Source organism: Pseudomonas sp. LBUM1673 (genome assembly GCF_059695645.1).
Genome location: NZ_CP166780.1, coordinates 3,743,241 through 3,759,651 on the forward strand (window position 1 = coordinate 3,743,241; position 16,411 = coordinate 3,759,651).

Consider the following 16,411-nt stretch of genomic DNA (forward strand, 5'->3'; position numbering starts at 1 on the left):
GGCATTGACAGTTCATCAATCGGCGGGTCGAGCACTGCGCGAAGCAGTGCTTGCACCTGGCCGGTCACACCCTTGCGGATGATTTTTTCCAGGCAGGGCTGGAGGGTGTGACCGGCCAACGGCGCGGTCCAAGGGCAATTTTAATAAGTCGCACCTCGACGGCACCAATCGCATTCCTCGCTAGAAGGAATCGCAAAGTACGATGCCTGGTATCTGGAGTTGCGGCTTGAACTGTGGGCAAGAAACGCTTAAGCCGGGCGCATCTGTCTGCCCGATCCATCGCGGTTCTCAATACCTGCCATCCCGACTCGCGATTGGCCAAATAGTTGCCCCCTCCCTAGCCTGTTTCAAACCGTCAAACCCGGACTTGCTGGCCCGAACCTGACCGCCTGCCTTTGCTTGCACAAGGACAATAACAATCATGTTCCGTTACTTCCCGACCAACTACGTGTGGAATCTTTCCGTCGACCTCGCCATTGAAATGGGGGCCCGCATCGGCGAAATCGAAGAGATGTGCGCGCCGCTGCAGGAGGCCGCCAAGCAGCCGGATGCCGCCGGCAGCAAGGCCTTCCGTGAAACCTGGGCGAAAATGGCCGACAAACTTTGCGGCTTGGCTGAGGAAGACGAAGCCAATGGCCGAATGTTGTCAGCTGGCGAAAAATACAACCGCGCCGCTACCTATTATCTGAGCTGCGAACGCCTGCAGGCCCATGGTGCCCCTGGCCGTACGGAGCTGTATCAGCGCTTTTTACACACCTTCCAACGCGGTATCGAACTGGCGCAAGAAAACTGCGAGCGAGTTGAAATCCCTTACGAAGGCAAACACATTTTCGGTCTGCTGGTACGTGCCGAAGGCGCTACCGGCCCGGCGCCGATTCTGGTGCAGGTCAACGGACTGGACTCCACCAAAGAAATGAAATACCGAGTCGGCCTGCCCGCCTGGCTGGCGAAACGTGGTGTGTCCTCGTTAATCATCGACCAGCCTGGTACCGGCGAAGCACTGCGCCTGCATCATCTGACTGCGCGTTTTGACAGCGAACATTGGGCCAGTCGTGTGGTGGACTGGCTGGAAACCCGCAGCGATATCGATGCCAAACGCATCGGCCTGGAAGGCGTCTCGCTCGGCGGCTATTACTGCCCCCGTGCGGTAGCCTTCGAGCCACGCTTCGCTTGCGGGGTGGTGTGGGGTGCCAACCATGACTGGCGTGATGTGCAGAAGCGTCGCATGGAAAAAGAAGGCAGCTTCCCGGTTCCGCATTACTGGTCGCATGTGGCCTGGGTATGGGGCGCCAAAGACACCGAGGAGTTCATGGCCATCGCCGAGAATGTCCACCTGGACGGCATACTGGATCGCATCAAGGTGCCGTTCCTCGTCACTCACGGTGAAAAGGACTCGCAGATTCCATTGAAGTGGGCACACCGCACCTACGAGCAGTTGGTCAACAGCCCTAAACGCGAGCTGAAAATATTCACTGAACGTGAAGGCGGCGTCCAGCATTCGAGCTTCGATAACAGTATCAATGCCGGCCACTACATTGCCGACTGGGTCGCTGAAGTTCTCGGCGGTCGTACTGCATGATGGATGTTAAACCGCACTAGACTCGCGGCTGGTGTTGGCTTGGCCTTACGGTGCAATTGCGCGACTCGGCGATCTTTTAGCCCCTACCGACCTGAGTCCTGTATTCAACAGGACTCAGGTCGCTTGGCTTCAGCCTGATACGCGACCAGCGCAACCGTCAGCGCATCGTGCTGGCTGCGTCCCAGCCGCGCTGTAGACATTTGTCGAGGCTGCATTTTCCTGAGAGATGCTGCGGTGAAAGTCTGCTTTCGGCTGTGGATTCAATCGGTCGATGATGGACGCTTGCGGAAACATTCAATCGCTAACATATTGAAAATAAACGAATATTTCTTGACTTGAAAATCGTCGACTGTAGCAGGTTCATGAGTTCGAACCCCCATCGCCTCCGTCATATTTTGTGCGTTAGAGCATTGATTATTCGGGGCTTTTTCGTTTCTGGCTTTTGGTAAAACCTCACAGCCCACACCCCAGCCCACACCGTGGGTGAAATCCTGCTTTTCAACAGCCGGCTAGTTTTTCGAATGGCCTGTTACCTGCACTTACATTCCTGAGAAACGGGCTCAGGGATAGTTTTCGCAGAAAGCGGCAGAACGAATGTAGAGATCGCGATCTTTTCCTCGGCACAGCCCAACAAATCACACACAGCCAAAAACGCCGGGTGCCGTTTTTTTGCCTGGTGTTTATGCAAAGTCGAAGCCTTGTAAAACGACTCAATGTAGTCAACGATGCAATTGGCCTTCGTCCCTTGTTTTGTGCCATGGACCCTGTCCCATTTCCTGAATGTTCAGGACTAAAGTTCGCGCACTTCACCCAAAAGACCTGATGACTGCAGAACCGACTATCCTTTCGGATAGTGAACGCTACATTCTTGGCAAAAAGGGACGCCATGCCAGACTATGATCGCGCCATCGGCTCCAGACCCGGCATTACATGCGGTGATCGAACCTGTCTGATCAGGCCCCGGTTACTCTGGATGGCTTCAATTACGGTTTTCTGTCTTTTCACGGTAACTCCCGGATACGGCCAGAACCTGCCAACCGCAGCAGGTGTCGAAAACGCCACGGTTACGGTGATTCAAGCGCAGGAAATCGTGTCCAGGGCCACCCTCGAAGCCGTTCGCTGGAGCGGCCCTGAATCCGGCCCGCAAGCCCAGCGGGGCAAGAGCATCGCCTTTGTCGCAGAAGATTTGCGTAATGGAGGAATTGTCGGTGTCGCGCAGGGCGCTCGCGAGGCAGCCAAGGCGATGGACTGGACGCTGAAGATATTCGATGGGGCTGGATCATCGGCCGGGCGCGCAAAGGCCTTTTCCGATGCCCTGGCAGCGAAACCCGACGGCCTCATTCTGTGCGGCTCCGATGCCCTTGAGAACAATGCGGCGCTGATCCTCTTCGCCAACAGGGATGTACCGGTGGTTGGCTGGCACGCCGGGGCACAACCCGGGCCGATTGACGGCACGCCAGTGGCCATGAACGTCACGACCGACCCGCTCGAAGTGGCTCGCCTCACGGCCATGGCGGCAGTGGCACAGTCAAACGGACGCGCCGGCGTGGTCATCCTGACCGACTCCAAATACAGCATCGCCATGGCGAAAGCCAAGGCCATGGAAAACGTCATCCGGGCCTGTCGGGAATGCTCGTTGCTGGAAGTGCGCGATGTCGCGATCTCCGAAAGTGGCGAGAAGATGCCGGCGATCACCAAGGAGCTGCTTCAGCGCTATGGCAAGCGCTGGACCCATACGCTGGCCATCAACGATATCTATTTCGACTACTCGATTGCCTCATTGACCAACGCCGCAATACCCAGTGACGGCATCAGCCTGTTGTCTGCCGGTGATGGCAGCGCTTCGGCTTTCTTGCGCATACAGGCAAAAACCTACCAGACCGTCACCGTGGCCGAGCCGCTCAACCTGCATGGCTGGCAAGTAATGGATGAATTGAACCGACTGTTTGCAGGTCAGCCGGTGAGCGGCTTCGTAGCACCGATTCACCTGGTCAATGCCGACAATGTCGCCTTCGACGGCGGAAAGAAATTCCAGTACGACCCTGACAATGGCTATCGAGACATCTATCGCCACCTATGGAATCCCTGACATTGGACGTTACTTCCCGGCTCGGACGCCAGCTATTGCCGCAATCGCTACGCGCACAGTTCACACTGGCGTTTCTGACGCTGGCGCTGCTGATCCTGGCGGGAGGTGCAACTGCGGTCTACGCGTTGCGGACGTCAAACAGCGCCACCCGCCAGCTGACGGATGAACGACTGGTCCGCATGCAAGATGGGCAAGACATGCTGCAGCGCACCTTGCTGATCGAACGCCAGACCGATCAGCTCCTGACAACCCGCTCCCCCGACACCCTGCGCTCAAGCTATGCGGCGACCGTCGAACAGCTTGAAGCCCTTGATCAACTGGTGCAGCAGCTGACTGCCGCGAACAGTGGCGTGGCGATACTCGACATGCATCAGTCGAGTCAGATGTTCCGCAATACCGCCAACATCGTTGCGCAGCTGCGAGAAAGCCTGCTGCAAACCGAAGTCACCTTCGAGCAAACCCTGGAGGATCACACCGCCCGGTTAACCGCGATCCAGACCCGGGCCAGCCTGGAACTGGCGGTGTTACTTTTCGAGCTGCCGCAGGCCGGTGACAGTGATGCCGTGCAACGGCTGCGGACCCAATATGAGCGCTTGTCACGTACCACAGGCAAGTTGCCCGACGCTGATGTGGAGATGCCCGACCTCTTCTCTCTGCGCCTGAGGCTCATCAACCAGCACAACATAATTCAGCGCTTCAATGAGGAACTGAAGAATGAGGCCGGGGTTCTGGTCGCGGTGGCCCGCTCGCAATCCAGTGCTTACACCGAAGACTATCGCGAAGCCGTGCAGCGCCTGGTCGAGGCCTCAAATCGTAGCCAGCAATGGGTGCTGATCATGTTGGGCGCCAGCCTGATGTTCGCCTGGTTCGTGACTCGGGTCTTCATGGGGCGTCATGTGCTCGTGCGTCTGAATGAAATAAGCCGGCAATTGCGTCAGGAACACACTGACAAAACGCATTTGATGATGGCGGAACATGGGAAGGACGAGATCGGCAACATGGCTCGCGCGGTGAATCAATTCCTCAAAGACCGACTTCAGCTGGAAAAAAGAACGGTCCAATTGAGTATCGCCACAGAGCGGCTCGCTTTGCAAAACAGCCGATTAGAGCAAGAAGCCGTCATCCGTGCCGGACAAGGTCATGTCCTTGAGCTGATCGCCAGGAGCACCGAACTTGCAGAAGTCCTCGACAGCCTGGCTCATCTGGTCGAGTCCCAACTGGAGGGGATGATGGTGTCCATCCTGGTGCTGGATGAGGATGGCAAGCACCTGCTGCACGGGGCTGCCCCCAGTTTGCCGAAAGCCTATAACCAGATCATTGACGGGATTGCGATCGGTCCGAACGTCGGTTCATGCGGCACCGCGGTGTATCGACGAGAACCGGTCATTGTCACGGATATCGAGCTGGATCCGCTGTGGGAGGAGTACCGTTCAGTCGCTGCGCCCTATGGATTTCGCGCCTGCTGGTCGACGCCGATTCTGTCCCATGAGCGAAAGGTATTGGGTACGTTTGCCTTGTATTCCAACACCGTACGCAGCCCGAGCTCGACCGAGACGCGAATGATCGACATGGCGACGCCTCTTGCCGGCATTGCGATAGAACGCCAACTGACCGAAAAACGCATCCGCTATATGGGTGACCATGATGCACTGACCGGGCTGCCGAATCGCACACTGCTCGAAGACCGTCTCAAGCAGGCAATACTTTATGCTCAGCGCTACAACCGCCTGGTGACGGTGGTGTTTCTCGATCTGGACAAATTCAAACTGGTGAATGACAGCCTTGGGCACAGTGCTGGAGACGAATTGCTGAAAACCGTCGCCCAGCGCATGCTGGGGTGTGTACGCCGCACCGACACCGTCGTGCGACTGGGTGGCGATGAGTTTGTGATCATCCTGTTCGACCAGCCCTCAGACCTCGACGGCGTGACTCCAGCCCTGCAAAAAATCCAGGAAGCCATCCTGCGGCCGATTCAGCTCAGCGGACATACACTCCACGTCACCTGCAGCATGGGGTTGGCCACCTACCCTGCCGACGGTAGCGATACCGACACTTTGCTCAGCAACGCGGACGCCGCCATGTACCGGGCCAAGGAGTTGGGCCGCAACAGTTACCAGTTTTATACGAGCGAGATGAATAACAAGGTTCAGGGCAAGCTCGCCATGCAAGACGGGCTTCGAAACGCACTCAACCATGACGAGTTCCTGCTGCTGTACCAGCCACAGGTAGATTTGCAGTCAGGTCAGATTATCGGCGTAGAGGCACTGATCCGCTGGCAGCACCCCGAGCTCGGCATGGTGTCTCCAATCAAATTCATTTCGCAGGCCGAAGAGACCGGGTTGATCGTACCCATCGGCGACTGGGTGATTCATACCGCGTGCAGACAGAACAAGGACTGGCAGGATGCGGGCTGGCCGCCGATCACCATGTCGGTGAATATTTCAGCACGCCAGTTCATCGAAAGGGACCTGATCGACCGGGTGATGCATGCCTTGCAAGAAAGCGGACTGGACCCGATGTACCTTGAGCTGGAGCTGACCGAAAGTCTGATCATGCAAGACCTTCAGCAAGCCATCAGCAAAATGAAAGAACTGCAATCAATGGGGATCAGTCTCTCGATCGACGACTTCGGCACCGGCTACTCCAGCCTCGCAGCATTGAAAAGCTTCCCGATCGCGAGACTCAAGATCGACCAGTCTTTCGTGCGCGATCTGCCCGACAACGAGAACGACAAAGCCATCGCTACCGCGGTGATTTCATTGGGGCACAAACTGAACCTCAAAGTCATTGCCGAAGGCGTCGAAACCGAAGAGCAGCAAACCTTCCTGCGTGAAAACGGCTGCGATGAAATTCAGGGCTACTTTTTCAGCAGAGCGGTCAGCGCAGAGGAAATCAGTCTGTTACTGCGTACGCCCCGGTTGCCTCAACCGAGCCGCATTGCGAGCCGTGACTCGGTAAGGCGAAAAAGCAATGTAAAACGCCCAAGCAGCCCAATGCCCGGGCATTAATGACTCAGCGCACGGTAAAACGCTGCTGTGTCAGAAGCCGATCGCCCTGGAACACCATTCGCCAGGCACAAAAAAACGCCACTCATTGAGTGTAATACTGTTCACTTAAGCAATTTCAGCCGCGACGCATTTTTTGTAGCAGCTGCCGAAGGCTGCGTTCGGCTGCGCAGCAGTCGTGAGTCCGGCTGCCGTGGTGTACCTGACGCACCGCAATGACTGACTATACGACTGCTTCGCAGCCGAACGCAGCCTTCGCCAGCTGCTACAGATCGCATCACGGCTTAAGTGAACAGCATTACACTCATTGAGTGGCGTTTTCTGTGAATTCTGGAGCGGGAAACGAGACTCGCATCTGGCGTCCTGCCCATTGAAATCTAAGGGGTTTCTTTTATTCCTGAAGCAGGAATGGACTCAATTCTGGACTTGCTCGATGGGCGTTTCAAGAACAAAAAAGGAATGATTCCAAGCCACTCTACCGAGTTCTATCTAAAGCCAATCAGAGAAGTAAGTCCGCTCCCGACAGGGTCGTTGAGCCGGGTGGACTCGCTAGCTTCAATACGAGTGTACGCTACCCTGCACCTTCCAAAGATCGCAATACACCTCATGGATGCAGGTAACATCGAGATCTTTTCGTAGACAATTTGAGCATCAGATCGAGCAACAACGGGTCAATCCAGTTGAAACTTGTTCCGCTACAATCCGCAAATGCGCAAGATCGGCGCCAACCCGTTCCAGCTCGACTCACCACGGCCGACCATCACCCTCAGGACTACGTACAACGAAACCCGCTACAGTTCCCTGACCGATACCGACGCCAGGACCGCTGTCTACTTGCTCGACGCAGCGCAGCGCTGGGTCGACGCTCGATTGCTCGCGATGGGGCCGTAACAGGCAACAAAGAAACTACCCTGCCTCCCCTCCCCCCGTATTCAGGATCAAACCCATGACCAGCTCCACGTCTATCAACGATCTGGAACGAATACATAACCGCTCCTTCGAGGAGATCGTCATCGGCGAGTCGGCCTCTCTGGAACGTACCCTGACGGCTCAGGACATTCAGCTGTTCGCACTGGTCTCCGGTGATGTGAACCCGCTGTACGTCGATCCGGAGTTCGCCGCCACCACCCACTTCAACACAGTGTTCGCCCATGGCATGTGGGGGGGAGCATTGATTTCAGCGTTGATCGGCACGCGGCTGCCGGGGCCGGGTTCGGTGTCCCTGGGGCAAACCCTCAAGTTCCTCGCCCCGGTACGAATCGGCGACACACTTACGGTCTCCGTGGTTGTCACCGCTCGCGACGACGCACGGCATCGGCTCACGTTGGCCTGCACTGGCACCAATCAGGAAGGCATGGTGGTACTGGAAGGCGAATCCCTGGTACACGCGGCCAACGAACATATCGATGTGCATCGGGTCAGCCTGCCGGGCATCGAACTGCGCCACAGCGCCGACGGTCTGAATCGCTTGTTGCAAGTCTGTCAGACGCTGGAACCGATCCGCGTTGCGGTGGTGCATCCTTGCGACGAAGTGAGTTTCGAGGCTGCCCTCGATGCCCGCGATACAGGGTTGATCGATCCGATCCTGATTGGTCCAAGAGCCAGACTCCAAGCGTTGGCGGCCAAGGGCAACCACGACCTTGGCGGTCTTACCATCGAAGACGTGCCTCACAGCCACGCCGCCGCCCTGCGTGGCGCGCAAATGGCCCGCGATGGTCAGGTCGAAGCCTTGATGAAAGGCAGCCTGCACACCGACGAATTGATGTCCGCCGTGGTGCCGGCGGCGGCGCAACTGCGCACCAAGCGGCGGATCACCCACTGCTTCGTGATGCAGACGCCTTTTTATCCGCGCCCTTTCATCATCACCGATGCAGCGATCAACATCGTGCCGGCCCTGGTCGACAAAGTGGACATCGTGCGCAACGCCATCGATCTGGCGCATATCCTGGGCGTGAGCAATCCTCATGTGGCGATCCTCGCTGCGGTGGAAACGGTGAACGCCAACATGCCCGCCACCCTCGATGCAGCAGCGCTGTGCAAAATGGCTGATCGTGGCCAGATCACTGGCGCGGTCCTTGACGGGCCGCTGGCGTTCGACAATGCCATCTCCCTGGCAGCGGCGCGTATCAAGGGCATTCACTCACCGGTGTCTGGAAAAGCCGACATTCTCGTCGTGCCTGATCTGGAAAGCGGCAATATGCTCGTCAAGCAACTGGAATACCTGGGCGGTGCCTCCAGCGCCGGTATCGTGCTCGGCGCCAAGGTGCCGATTGTCTTGACCAGCCGCGCCGACTCCCGGGAAGCGCGCATCGCGTCCTGTGCCATCGCCGCGCTGGTCGCCCATCACTATCGGGTAACGCCGCCATGAACGACGCGGAAAACGGTGAAGTGATTCTGGTCCTCAATGCAGGTTCGTCGAGCATCAAGTTCGCCCTGTTCGACGCAACCTGCAGCCCTTTGGCTCGCACACCACTGTGGCGCGGCAAGGTCGACGGCATCACGGGGCAAAACCCGGTGGTCAGCGAAAACGGCGGCGACGATCAGCCACTGGCCCTCGATGAAAAGCAGCCCTATCACGATGCCCTTGGGCATATTCGTGAGCGGGTGCGAACTCAGCTGGGCGGTCGCTCGATCAGGGCCGTCGCCCACCGCGTCGTGCATGGAGGGATGAAATATTCAAAACCGATGTTGATCGATGCGCAGGTGCTGGCCGACCTTAAAAGCTACATCCCCCTAGCCCCTCTGCATCAGCCCTTCGCCCTGGAAGCCATCGAAACCCTGCTGCAAACCCGTCCCGACCTGCCACAAGTGGTGTGTTTCGATACCGCATTCCACCAGACCCTGCCGGACGTGGAGAAAATCCTGCCGCTGCCCTGGTCGGCCTGGGAAAACGGCCTGCGTCGTTATGGGTTTCACGGACTTTCCTATTGCTACCAATCCATTGCCCTGGCAGAGCGTTATGGCGATCAGGCTCGTGGCCGGACGCTGGTCGCGCACCTGGGCAGCGGCGCCAGCCTGTGCGGCATGCGGGATTTGAAAAGCGTCGCCACCACCATGGGTTTCTCAGCGCTGGATGGCTTGATGATGGGCACCCGCTGCGGAGCGATGGACCCTGGCGCGGTGATTTTCCTGATGGAAATCTGGAAACTGAGCCTGGAGCAGGTCAGCCGCATCCTGTATCACGAGTCCGGGCTGCTTGGGATTTCCGGCATTTCCAGCGACCCGCGCGTATTGCTCGAAGTCGAAGCAGCCGAGCCACGCGCGGCCATGGCCCTTGCGTTGTACCTGCGCCGTTTCATCCACGAAGCCGGTGCCCTTGTCGCGGCCCTGGGTGGCCTGGACATGCTGGTGTTCACGGCAGGTATTGGCGAACACAACGCGGCGATTCGCTCCCGAATGTGCTCAGGCCTGCAGTATCTGGGCATCGAACTGGACGAAACCGCTAACCAGGCCAATGCCACCGTGATCTCGACCCCCGCCAGCCGAGTCAAGGTGGTGATCGAGCCCACCAACGAAGAATGGGTCACAGCGCTCGATGCTCACAGGCTGACCGAGCCAGGATGAATTCGTTCGTATTCGATCTAGCGCTTGACCCGGTGCAGCACGCTGCCTTGGGGGTCGGCTGGCTATTTTTGCAGGGTCTCCTTAAGTAGATCAAATAGCGCATATTAACATTCACTTGATATTTCAAATTTATCCAAAGGCGACCAATTTCCCAGGGCGAAATTTTTGCGCCCGGCTATACTAAGAAGTTAAATATACGCGCTGATGATCGCTTGTGGAGGGAGGTATTAAAAGTTATGGGAATTGATATGCATGGCTATTCCTGAAGGTGGTGGTTTAATAATAATTTCCTGTGATGGTTTGGTGTAGTAGTAAGGATTTGATATGAACGTCTTGTTGAAAGAACTGCACACCTATCATCATGAGGTGGCTATCAAAATTACTCAGATCAAAGGATTGCTGGGGAAGGTGAGGCATGAATCCGCTGGTGCCGATGACTGCAAGCTGTTGTTTAAGGTGCTGGAAGCCTTGCATGGTGATGCAGAGCGACACCACCATGAAAATGAAGAGCTTATTCGGCGGGCCTTGCTAGCGACTGAAGCACCGATCCACCAACGGGTCAAGGATATCGAGCGAGATCATCAGGCATTTGAGCGCATTGCTGGACAGCTCAAGATGTTGGAGGACTCAACACAGGAGATGAGAGTGATTGCTGACGCCATCGATGACTTCATCAAGAAATACTACGACCATATGGATGCTGAGGAGAACATTTTCTTTCCGGTGGCAGATAAGTGGCTGTCAGACATCCAGTGGCAGGAAATAAAGCGTCAGTGGCATTAATCGGAGTTCTTACCGTCTTTCTTCAGGATTGGGCTGCTACTTAATACTCGAATCCACAAAGTAATTGCGTGGATGCCAGGTGAATCACCCCGAGCTTCTATGTCGTTCTTGTTAACACTGCATGGGCATCCGCGGATGCCATAAATCATCAACAGGAATTTGTCAGCCTTGAGTCCTGCTAACGTGATAATTCCCAATCCAGGCAAGAAAAAACAGCCGGTGCAAACAACAATCCCAATGCCTGCCTGTTTTAATAGGACTTTAACTTCATGCTATCAAGCAATTGGTTGCCGGCTGTCATCGACACGCCCCTGAATAATTCACGCTCCCTTGACAGGCGTTCTGCGCTTGCTCCGCTGATTAACACTGACCTGATCCAGATCAAGTCCTGTCTGTCCTTTCACGTCGAAATTGAGATCAGGTGTTCGAGCCGGGCAAAGGGCCTATTGACAGTTCCAGCGACCTACTGAGCGGCAAGCTCTAATATGCGCGACGTGCCACATCCCTTCACACTCCTCCTGGGAGAGTCGATGTTCGCTGCGAAAGCGTTGATACAACCGGGTCACATCGGTCGCCATAGGGCTGTTGAGGTAGGCCGGCAGATCGGGAATCGCCTGTTTATGTTTCAGGTGGTACATCAGTAATTGCGCACGACCGACCGCAAATGAAGGGACCAGAGTGATCCCATGGCGCAATGGCCTATCCCGTCAACCTGCCATTGATATAGATCATAAAGCCAGTACCCATAACGTACTGTCAGGCTCCGTAGGGTCTATTGTTGGTGCAACCTGGCTGCGCGTTTCATGCTGGCAGTGCACTCCTGGACGTTCGAGGCTCCCCATGCTTTCGATTACCTTAATCAATACGCTGGTGGTGGTGATCGCGGTGATCATTCATTACGAATGCTTGATGCGCCTGAATGAATGGCTGCCCAAGCTGAAAGCCTGGAGCCGATTCAGAATGGTTGTGGGGGTATTCGGGGCACTGATGGCCCATGCAGTCGAAGTCTGGTGTTTCGCGCTGGCCTATTACCTGATGATCCGCGCTGGCCAGTGGGGCAGTTTGCAGGGCAGCTTCGACGGCTCATTCATGGACTGTGTGTACTTTTCCTTTACCACCTATACGACCATCGGTTTTGGCGATATCTCGCCCATTGGCAACCTCAAGTACCTGACCGGACTGCAAGCGCTGACCGGTCTGGTGCTCATCTCCTGGACCGCGTCATTTCTATTCGTCGAAATGCAGAAGTACTGGAAAATCAAATGATCCGTTTCGCTGACAGGTTGAATGACTGATGACTGAAGCCGTATCTGCCTACGCCTTGCCTCCTTCCCAACTGGATGCGGTTACGCTGCTGCGTCAGTCGGGTGTGGATATCAAGCAAGGGTTGTCGTCCAGCGATGTACAAATACGTTTGGCACAGGATGGCCCAAATGAAATACAGACCCAACCACCCCGCCCGGCATGGCGGCTCTTTTTGACCCAATTCCAGGACCCGCTGGTTTATCTGTTGCTGGCAGCGGTAGCCATCACGCTCACCATCTGGGCTCTGGATGGTTATCAGGGCTGGCCCGTAGACGCTTTGGTCATTCTGGTCATTATGGTGTTGAACGCGCTAATAGGTTTTGTCCAGGAGTCCCGCTCGCTACAGGCGGCCGCCATGCTGGCAGAGCTGACGGTCACGACCTCCAGCGTGATACGCGATGGCAGGCTGCTGCGTATTCCCGGCAGCGCGTTGGTACGTGGCGATGTGTTGGTGTTGTCGGAAGGTGACAGTGTCGGAGCTGACGCACGTCTGGTTGAAGCCAATGAACTGCGCTTGCAAGAGGCCTCGCTAACCGGCGAGAGCGAGTCGGTATTCAAAAATACCTCCCCACTTGCCGAGCCTGCCCCGCTGGCAGAGCGGCGCAATATGGTATTCAAAGGCACGGCGGTGACTCAGGGTTCCGGCCTGGGAATAGTGACGGCCATCGGCATGGCGACGGAAATGGGGGCCATCGCTCAGCTACTCAGTGCCACACCCGATGAAGCTACGCCGCTTCAAAAAGAGGTTCGGCAAATCGGAAGAAGATTAGCTCTGGCGGTTGTCTTGATCGCAGCATCTGTGGCAATGATCGTCCTGTTGATCACTGAAATTCGTACTGCCGCCGATGCAGTGCCTGTATTGCTACTGGGCGTGTCACTGGCTGTGGCAGCCGTTCCAGAGGGCCTTCCCGCTATTCTGTCCCTTGTATTGGCGATCGGAATGCAGCGCATGGCGAAACAAAAAGCAATTATCAAGAAGCTCTCGTCGGTCGAGACCCTTGGATCGGCCACCGTGATTTGCTCAGACAAGACTGGCACCCTGACGCGTTCCGAAATGACCATTCAGCGCGCCATGACCGCCTCAGGCAGCAGCACAGTCACAGGGGTGGGCTATGCTCCCGATGGTCAAGTGCAGCATCAAGACAAACCATTGACCAGCGGCCCGCTACACACTGAACAGCTTCTTCTGCTCAGAGGTGGCAGCCTGGCCGGGAATGCCGGGCTCCAGCAGGAAAGCGACGGTAGCTGGACCATTCACGGCGACCCCACCGAAGCGGCCTTTGTGGTAGCCGAACGCAAGCTTGCCGCAGAACTGCGTAGTACCCGGCAATTCGAGCGGGTAGGTCAAATCCCCTTCTCCTCCGAGCGCAAGATGATGTCGGTGCAGGTCATCGACCATGGGCACGGCGGTGAGCACCTGCTCATTAGCAAAGGCGCACCTGACGTATTACTGCATCACTGCACCAGGGTACAGGTCGGTATGGATGTACTGCCATTGACAGACGTCATTCGAAATCGGGCGTTGGCTGATGTGAACGAACTCACGGATGCCGCCATGCGGACGTTGTCGGTGGCCTATCGACCGTTGACCGCGCAAGAAACGGCTCAGACCGGAGAAACTCTCGAACAAGAGCTGATTTTTATCGGGACTGTAGGCATTTCCGATCCGCCACGTGAGGAGGTCGCACCCGCGATTCAGGATGCACGACGGGCCGGTATCCGCGTGATCATGATTACTGGCGATCATCCACGCACCGCTTCACGCATTGCGACCGACCTGGGCATTATCGAGGCCGGCGCCGGAGTATTGACCGGCGCCACTATTGACGAACTCGACGATACCGCACTGGCCGAAGCCATTCGTACTACCTCCGTTTATGCCCGTGTAGCCCCCGTACATAAACTGCGGATTGTCGACGCCCTTCAGGCACAAGGCCATGTCGTTGCGATGACAGGCGATGGCGTGAATGATGCCCCAGCACTCAAGGCGGCTGATATCGGCATCGCCATGGGGCTCACCGGGACGGAGGTCACCAAAGAAGCCAGCAAGATGATTTTGGCCGACGATAATTTTGCGACAATCGTGGTGGCCGTCCGTGAGGGCCGCGCCATTCTGGATAACATCCGCAAGTGCTTGCGCTATTTGCTGTCGTCAAACATGGGGGAGGTACTGACCGTGTTCCTGGCGGTTATCGGCGCCGGAACCCTGGGCCTGATCGATGGAAATGGCAATTTGGTGTTGCCGTTGTTGGCCACCCAAATACTGTGGATCAATCTGATAACAGACGCGGCACCGGCGCTGGCGATAGGTATTGATCCCCAGAGTGACGATGTCATGGCTCGCCGGCCTCGCCGCCCCTCTGAACGGGTGATTGATGCGCGCATGTGGTTTGGTGTGATTCAGATTGGCCTGGTGATGGCGTTCGCTACTCTGCTGACAATGGACTTGCTGTTACCGGGTGGCTGGTTTGCTGGCGAACAGAGTATTGAAACATCACGCAGTGCCGCCTTTACGGTGCTGGTGCTGGCACAACTGTTCAATGCCTTCAATGCACGCGCTGAGTCAACCAGCGCATTTCGAGGACTGTTTGATAATCGCTGGTTATGGGCTTCGATCGGGCTGGGGGTTGCCTTGCAAGTGGCTGTTGTAGAGTGGCCACTGTTGAATGTGGCCTTCGACACCGTTCCGCTGACCCTTGGACAATGGGGCCTGTGCCTGGCACTTGGCAGTGTCGTCTTGTGGTTCAGCGAGCTACGCAAAGCCTGGTTACGCCGCAGTGATGCACATGACAGAGCTGTCTGTCCCGACACATCCGTTGCCCAAAAATAGAACCTGAATTCCCTTTATTGAATACCTTGCTGCTCAACAGAACCCGAGCACTCGACGAGCTGGCGGCCCATCCCTGGGAGCACAGTTGGCCTTGGCTGACCGGATGTCCGGGCTGGGGTTCAACACCGATGACCCGGTCACCCTCTACCCGCAGCCCAAGACCGCAACCACCCCCACAGAACGTACATATGCTTGGCACGACGTGCATCACATGTCCCTCACCAATGGTTCCGACTCAATCGCGGCCCGAACCTAGACCGCCAGAACGCTGCAGGGCACCTGATACAGAATATGCTCGGTCGTGCTGCCGACAAGCTTTTGCAGCCCGTGGGATTGGACTCTGCCCATCACGATCACATCCACTTGATTCTCGTTGGCGAACTCGCTCAGCGCCGAAACCGGTTGACCCATAATGAAATGTCGACGGTCAGAAGGCACTCCAAACCGACCGGCCAACTTAATAAACGATTTTTCCAGGTCCCTGCGCAGTTCCCGGGTAAGTTCCGCCAGCGTCAGACCGCCGCCCAGATCAGCCAGCCAGGCTGCCGAAATGTCACAGGCGTACAGCAGATGCAGCTCGGCCTCACACTGCAGCGCGAGGCTGGAAGCCTGCTTGATGATCCGGTCATTCAGCTCGCTGTCTTGCAACTTCGTATCTGAAGCGTCAACGGCTGCCACTACCTTGCGCGGCAAGGCATGACCGCTCGCACCGACCAGATAAATCTGGTACCGGGCAGTGGCGCAACAAGCGCCAATCCGTAGGCGTGATGAACGCGCGCTTGAGCACGGGTTCATGCTGTACTTCCTTGATCAGCAGATCGGGCTGCATTTCCGTGACGTGCTGAAGGATTTCCTGCTGCACGTCATCGGCCCATGCCACCTCGGTTGTCACGTTGATACTCCTGCTACGCATACTTTGCGCTTGCTCCTTGAGCCACTCGCGATGGTCCTGCAGGTAACTCTCCCGAGCCTTGTCCCGGTCGCCTTGTTCGAGCAGTGAGAGAACATCCAGCGATGGTAATAACGCCGCAATGTGTAAACTCGCCCCGCTGACCTTGGCCAGCTCAGCAGCATGGTGTATCGCAGGGGAATGGCGCAGGGCCGGGTTGATGATCAGCAATAACCGTTGATACTGGCCCATGATCTGACTCCAGAAAGGTTGGGCTTCGACGCCTGCAGCTGCCCCTTACCGATGGTCAGCCGTCGCGTCCTCGCTGGGTTGAGTACCAGCGTTGACCCAGACTCCTCCCTTGGAA

General features: G+C 56.7%; 10 protein-coding genes and 2 pseudogenes. 9 read left to right on the top strand and 3 right to left on the bottom strand.

What is annotated here, in order from left to right:
• Nucleotides 1–421 precede the first annotated feature (421 nt).
• The 7 genes from ACA044_RS17155 (at nt 422) to ACA044_RS17185 (ending at nt 11,020) form a co-directional block, all read left to right on the top strand.
• Entirely contained in the window at nt 422–1,579 is a 1,158-nt protein-coding gene (locus tag ACA044_RS17155; protein ID WP_497442478.1) for an alpha/beta hydrolase family protein, read from the top strand.
• A 1,069-nt stretch (nt 1,580–2,648) separates the two neighbouring features.
• Nucleotides 2,649–3,668 (top strand): substrate-binding domain-containing protein, encoded by a 1,020-nt coding sequence (locus ACA044_RS17160; protein WP_497447248.1) that lies wholly within the window; start codon nt 2,649–2,651, stop codon nt 3,666–3,668.
• Nucleotides 3,656–6,676, top strand: coding sequence for an EAL domain-containing protein (locus ACA044_RS17165; protein ID WP_497442479.1), 3,021 nt, complete (start codon nt 3,656–3,658; stop codon nt 6,674–6,676). Before ACA044_RS17160 ends, ACA044_RS17165 begins: the two co-directional genes overlap by 13 nt.
• 684 nt (nt 6,677–7,360) lie before the next feature.
• Nucleotides 7,361–7,564, top strand: coding sequence for a hypothetical protein (locus ACA044_RS17170; RefSeq protein ID WP_497442480.1), 204 nt, complete (start codon nt 7,361–7,363; stop codon nt 7,562–7,564).
• A 55-nt stretch (nt 7,565–7,619) separates the two neighbouring features.
• Complete coding sequence (locus ACA044_RS17175) at nt 7,620–9,041, top strand: bifunctional enoyl-CoA hydratase/phosphate acetyltransferase (protein WP_497442481.1); 1,422 nt, start codon at nt 7,620–7,622, stop codon at nt 9,039–9,041.
• Nucleotides 9,038–10,237: an acetate/propionate family kinase gene (locus ACA044_RS17180; RefSeq protein ID WP_497442482.1), complete on the top strand. Its 1,200-nt coding sequence runs from the start codon at nt 9,038–9,040 to the stop codon at nt 10,235–10,237. The genes ACA044_RS17175 and ACA044_RS17180 overlap by 4 nt, the downstream gene beginning before the upstream one ends.
• 324 nt (nt 10,238–10,561) lie before the next feature.
• Nucleotides 10,562–11,020 carry a hemerythrin domain-containing protein gene (locus ACA044_RS17185; protein WP_497442483.1) on the top strand — a complete coding sequence of 153 codons (459 nt, stop codon included), beginning with the start codon at nt 10,562–10,564 and terminating at the stop codon, nt 11,018–11,020.
• 485 nt (nt 11,021–11,505) lie between these two features.
• On the opposite strand, the pseudogene ACA044_RS17190 reads toward ACA044_RS17185, so the two are convergent.
• Nucleotides 11,506–11,715 (bottom strand): annotated as a pseudogene (locus ACA044_RS17190) (MBL fold metallo-hydrolase); the annotation flags it as partial.
• 145 nt (nt 11,716–11,860) lie between these two features.
• Between ACA044_RS17190 and ACA044_RS17195 the strand changes: the two are divergent.
• Nucleotides 11,861–12,286: a potassium channel family protein gene (locus ACA044_RS17195; protein ID WP_497442484.1), complete on the top strand. Its 426-nt coding sequence runs from the start codon at nt 11,861–11,863 to the stop codon at nt 12,284–12,286.
• 28 nt (nt 12,287–12,314) lie between these two features.
• On the top strand, nt 12,315–15,155 hold the full coding sequence (locus ACA044_RS17200) for a cation-translocating P-type ATPase (protein WP_497442485.1): 2,841 nt from the start codon (nt 12,315–12,317) through the stop codon (nt 15,153–15,155).
• Here the strand turns inward: ACA044_RS17200 and ACA044_RS17205 are convergent.
• Both ACA044_RS17205 and ACA044_RS17210 read right to left on the bottom strand, forming a co-directional pair.
• Entirely contained in the window at nt 15,070–15,363 is a 294-nt protein-coding gene (locus ACA044_RS17205; protein ID WP_497442486.1) for a hypothetical protein, read from the bottom strand. The genes ACA044_RS17200 and ACA044_RS17205 overlap by 86 nt on opposite strands.
• Nucleotides 15,364–15,407: 44 nt before the next feature.
• Nucleotides 15,408–16,296: pseudogene (locus ACA044_RS17210) on the bottom strand (universal stress protein).
• Between the last annotated feature and the right edge of the window lie 115 nt (nt 16,297–16,411).

Excerpts from the sequence above, each read along its gene's own strand:
- ACA044_RS17155 (WP_497442478.1), top strand. The coding sequence starts at position 422 with ATGTTCCGTTACTTCCCGACCAACTACGTGTGGAATCTTTCCGTCGAC.
- ACA044_RS17165 (WP_497442479.1), top strand. The coding sequence starts at position 3,656 with ATGGAATCCCTGACATTGGACGTTACTTCCCGGCTCGGACGCCAGCTA.
- ACA044_RS17175 (WP_497442481.1), top strand. The coding sequence starts at position 7,620 with ATGACCAGCTCCACGTCTATCAACGATCTGGAACGAATACATAACCGC.
- ACA044_RS17180 (WP_497442482.1), top strand. The coding sequence starts at position 9,038 with ATGAACGACGCGGAAAACGGTGAAGTGATTCTGGTCCTCAATGCAGGT.
- ACA044_RS17185 (WP_497442483.1), top strand. The coding sequence starts at position 10,562 with ATGAACGTCTTGTTGAAAGAACTGCACACCTATCATCATGAGGTGGCT.
- ACA044_RS17195 (WP_497442484.1), top strand. The coding sequence starts at position 11,861 with ATGCTTTCGATTACCTTAATCAATACGCTGGTGGTGGTGATCGCGGTG.
- ACA044_RS17200 (WP_497442485.1), top strand. The coding sequence starts at position 12,315 with ATGACTGAAGCCGTATCTGCCTACGCCTTGCCTCCTTCCCAACTGGAT.
- ACA044_RS17205 (WP_497442486.1), bottom strand. The coding sequence starts at position 15,363 with ATGCACGTCGTGCCAAGCATATGTACGTTCTGTGGGGGTGGTTGCGGT.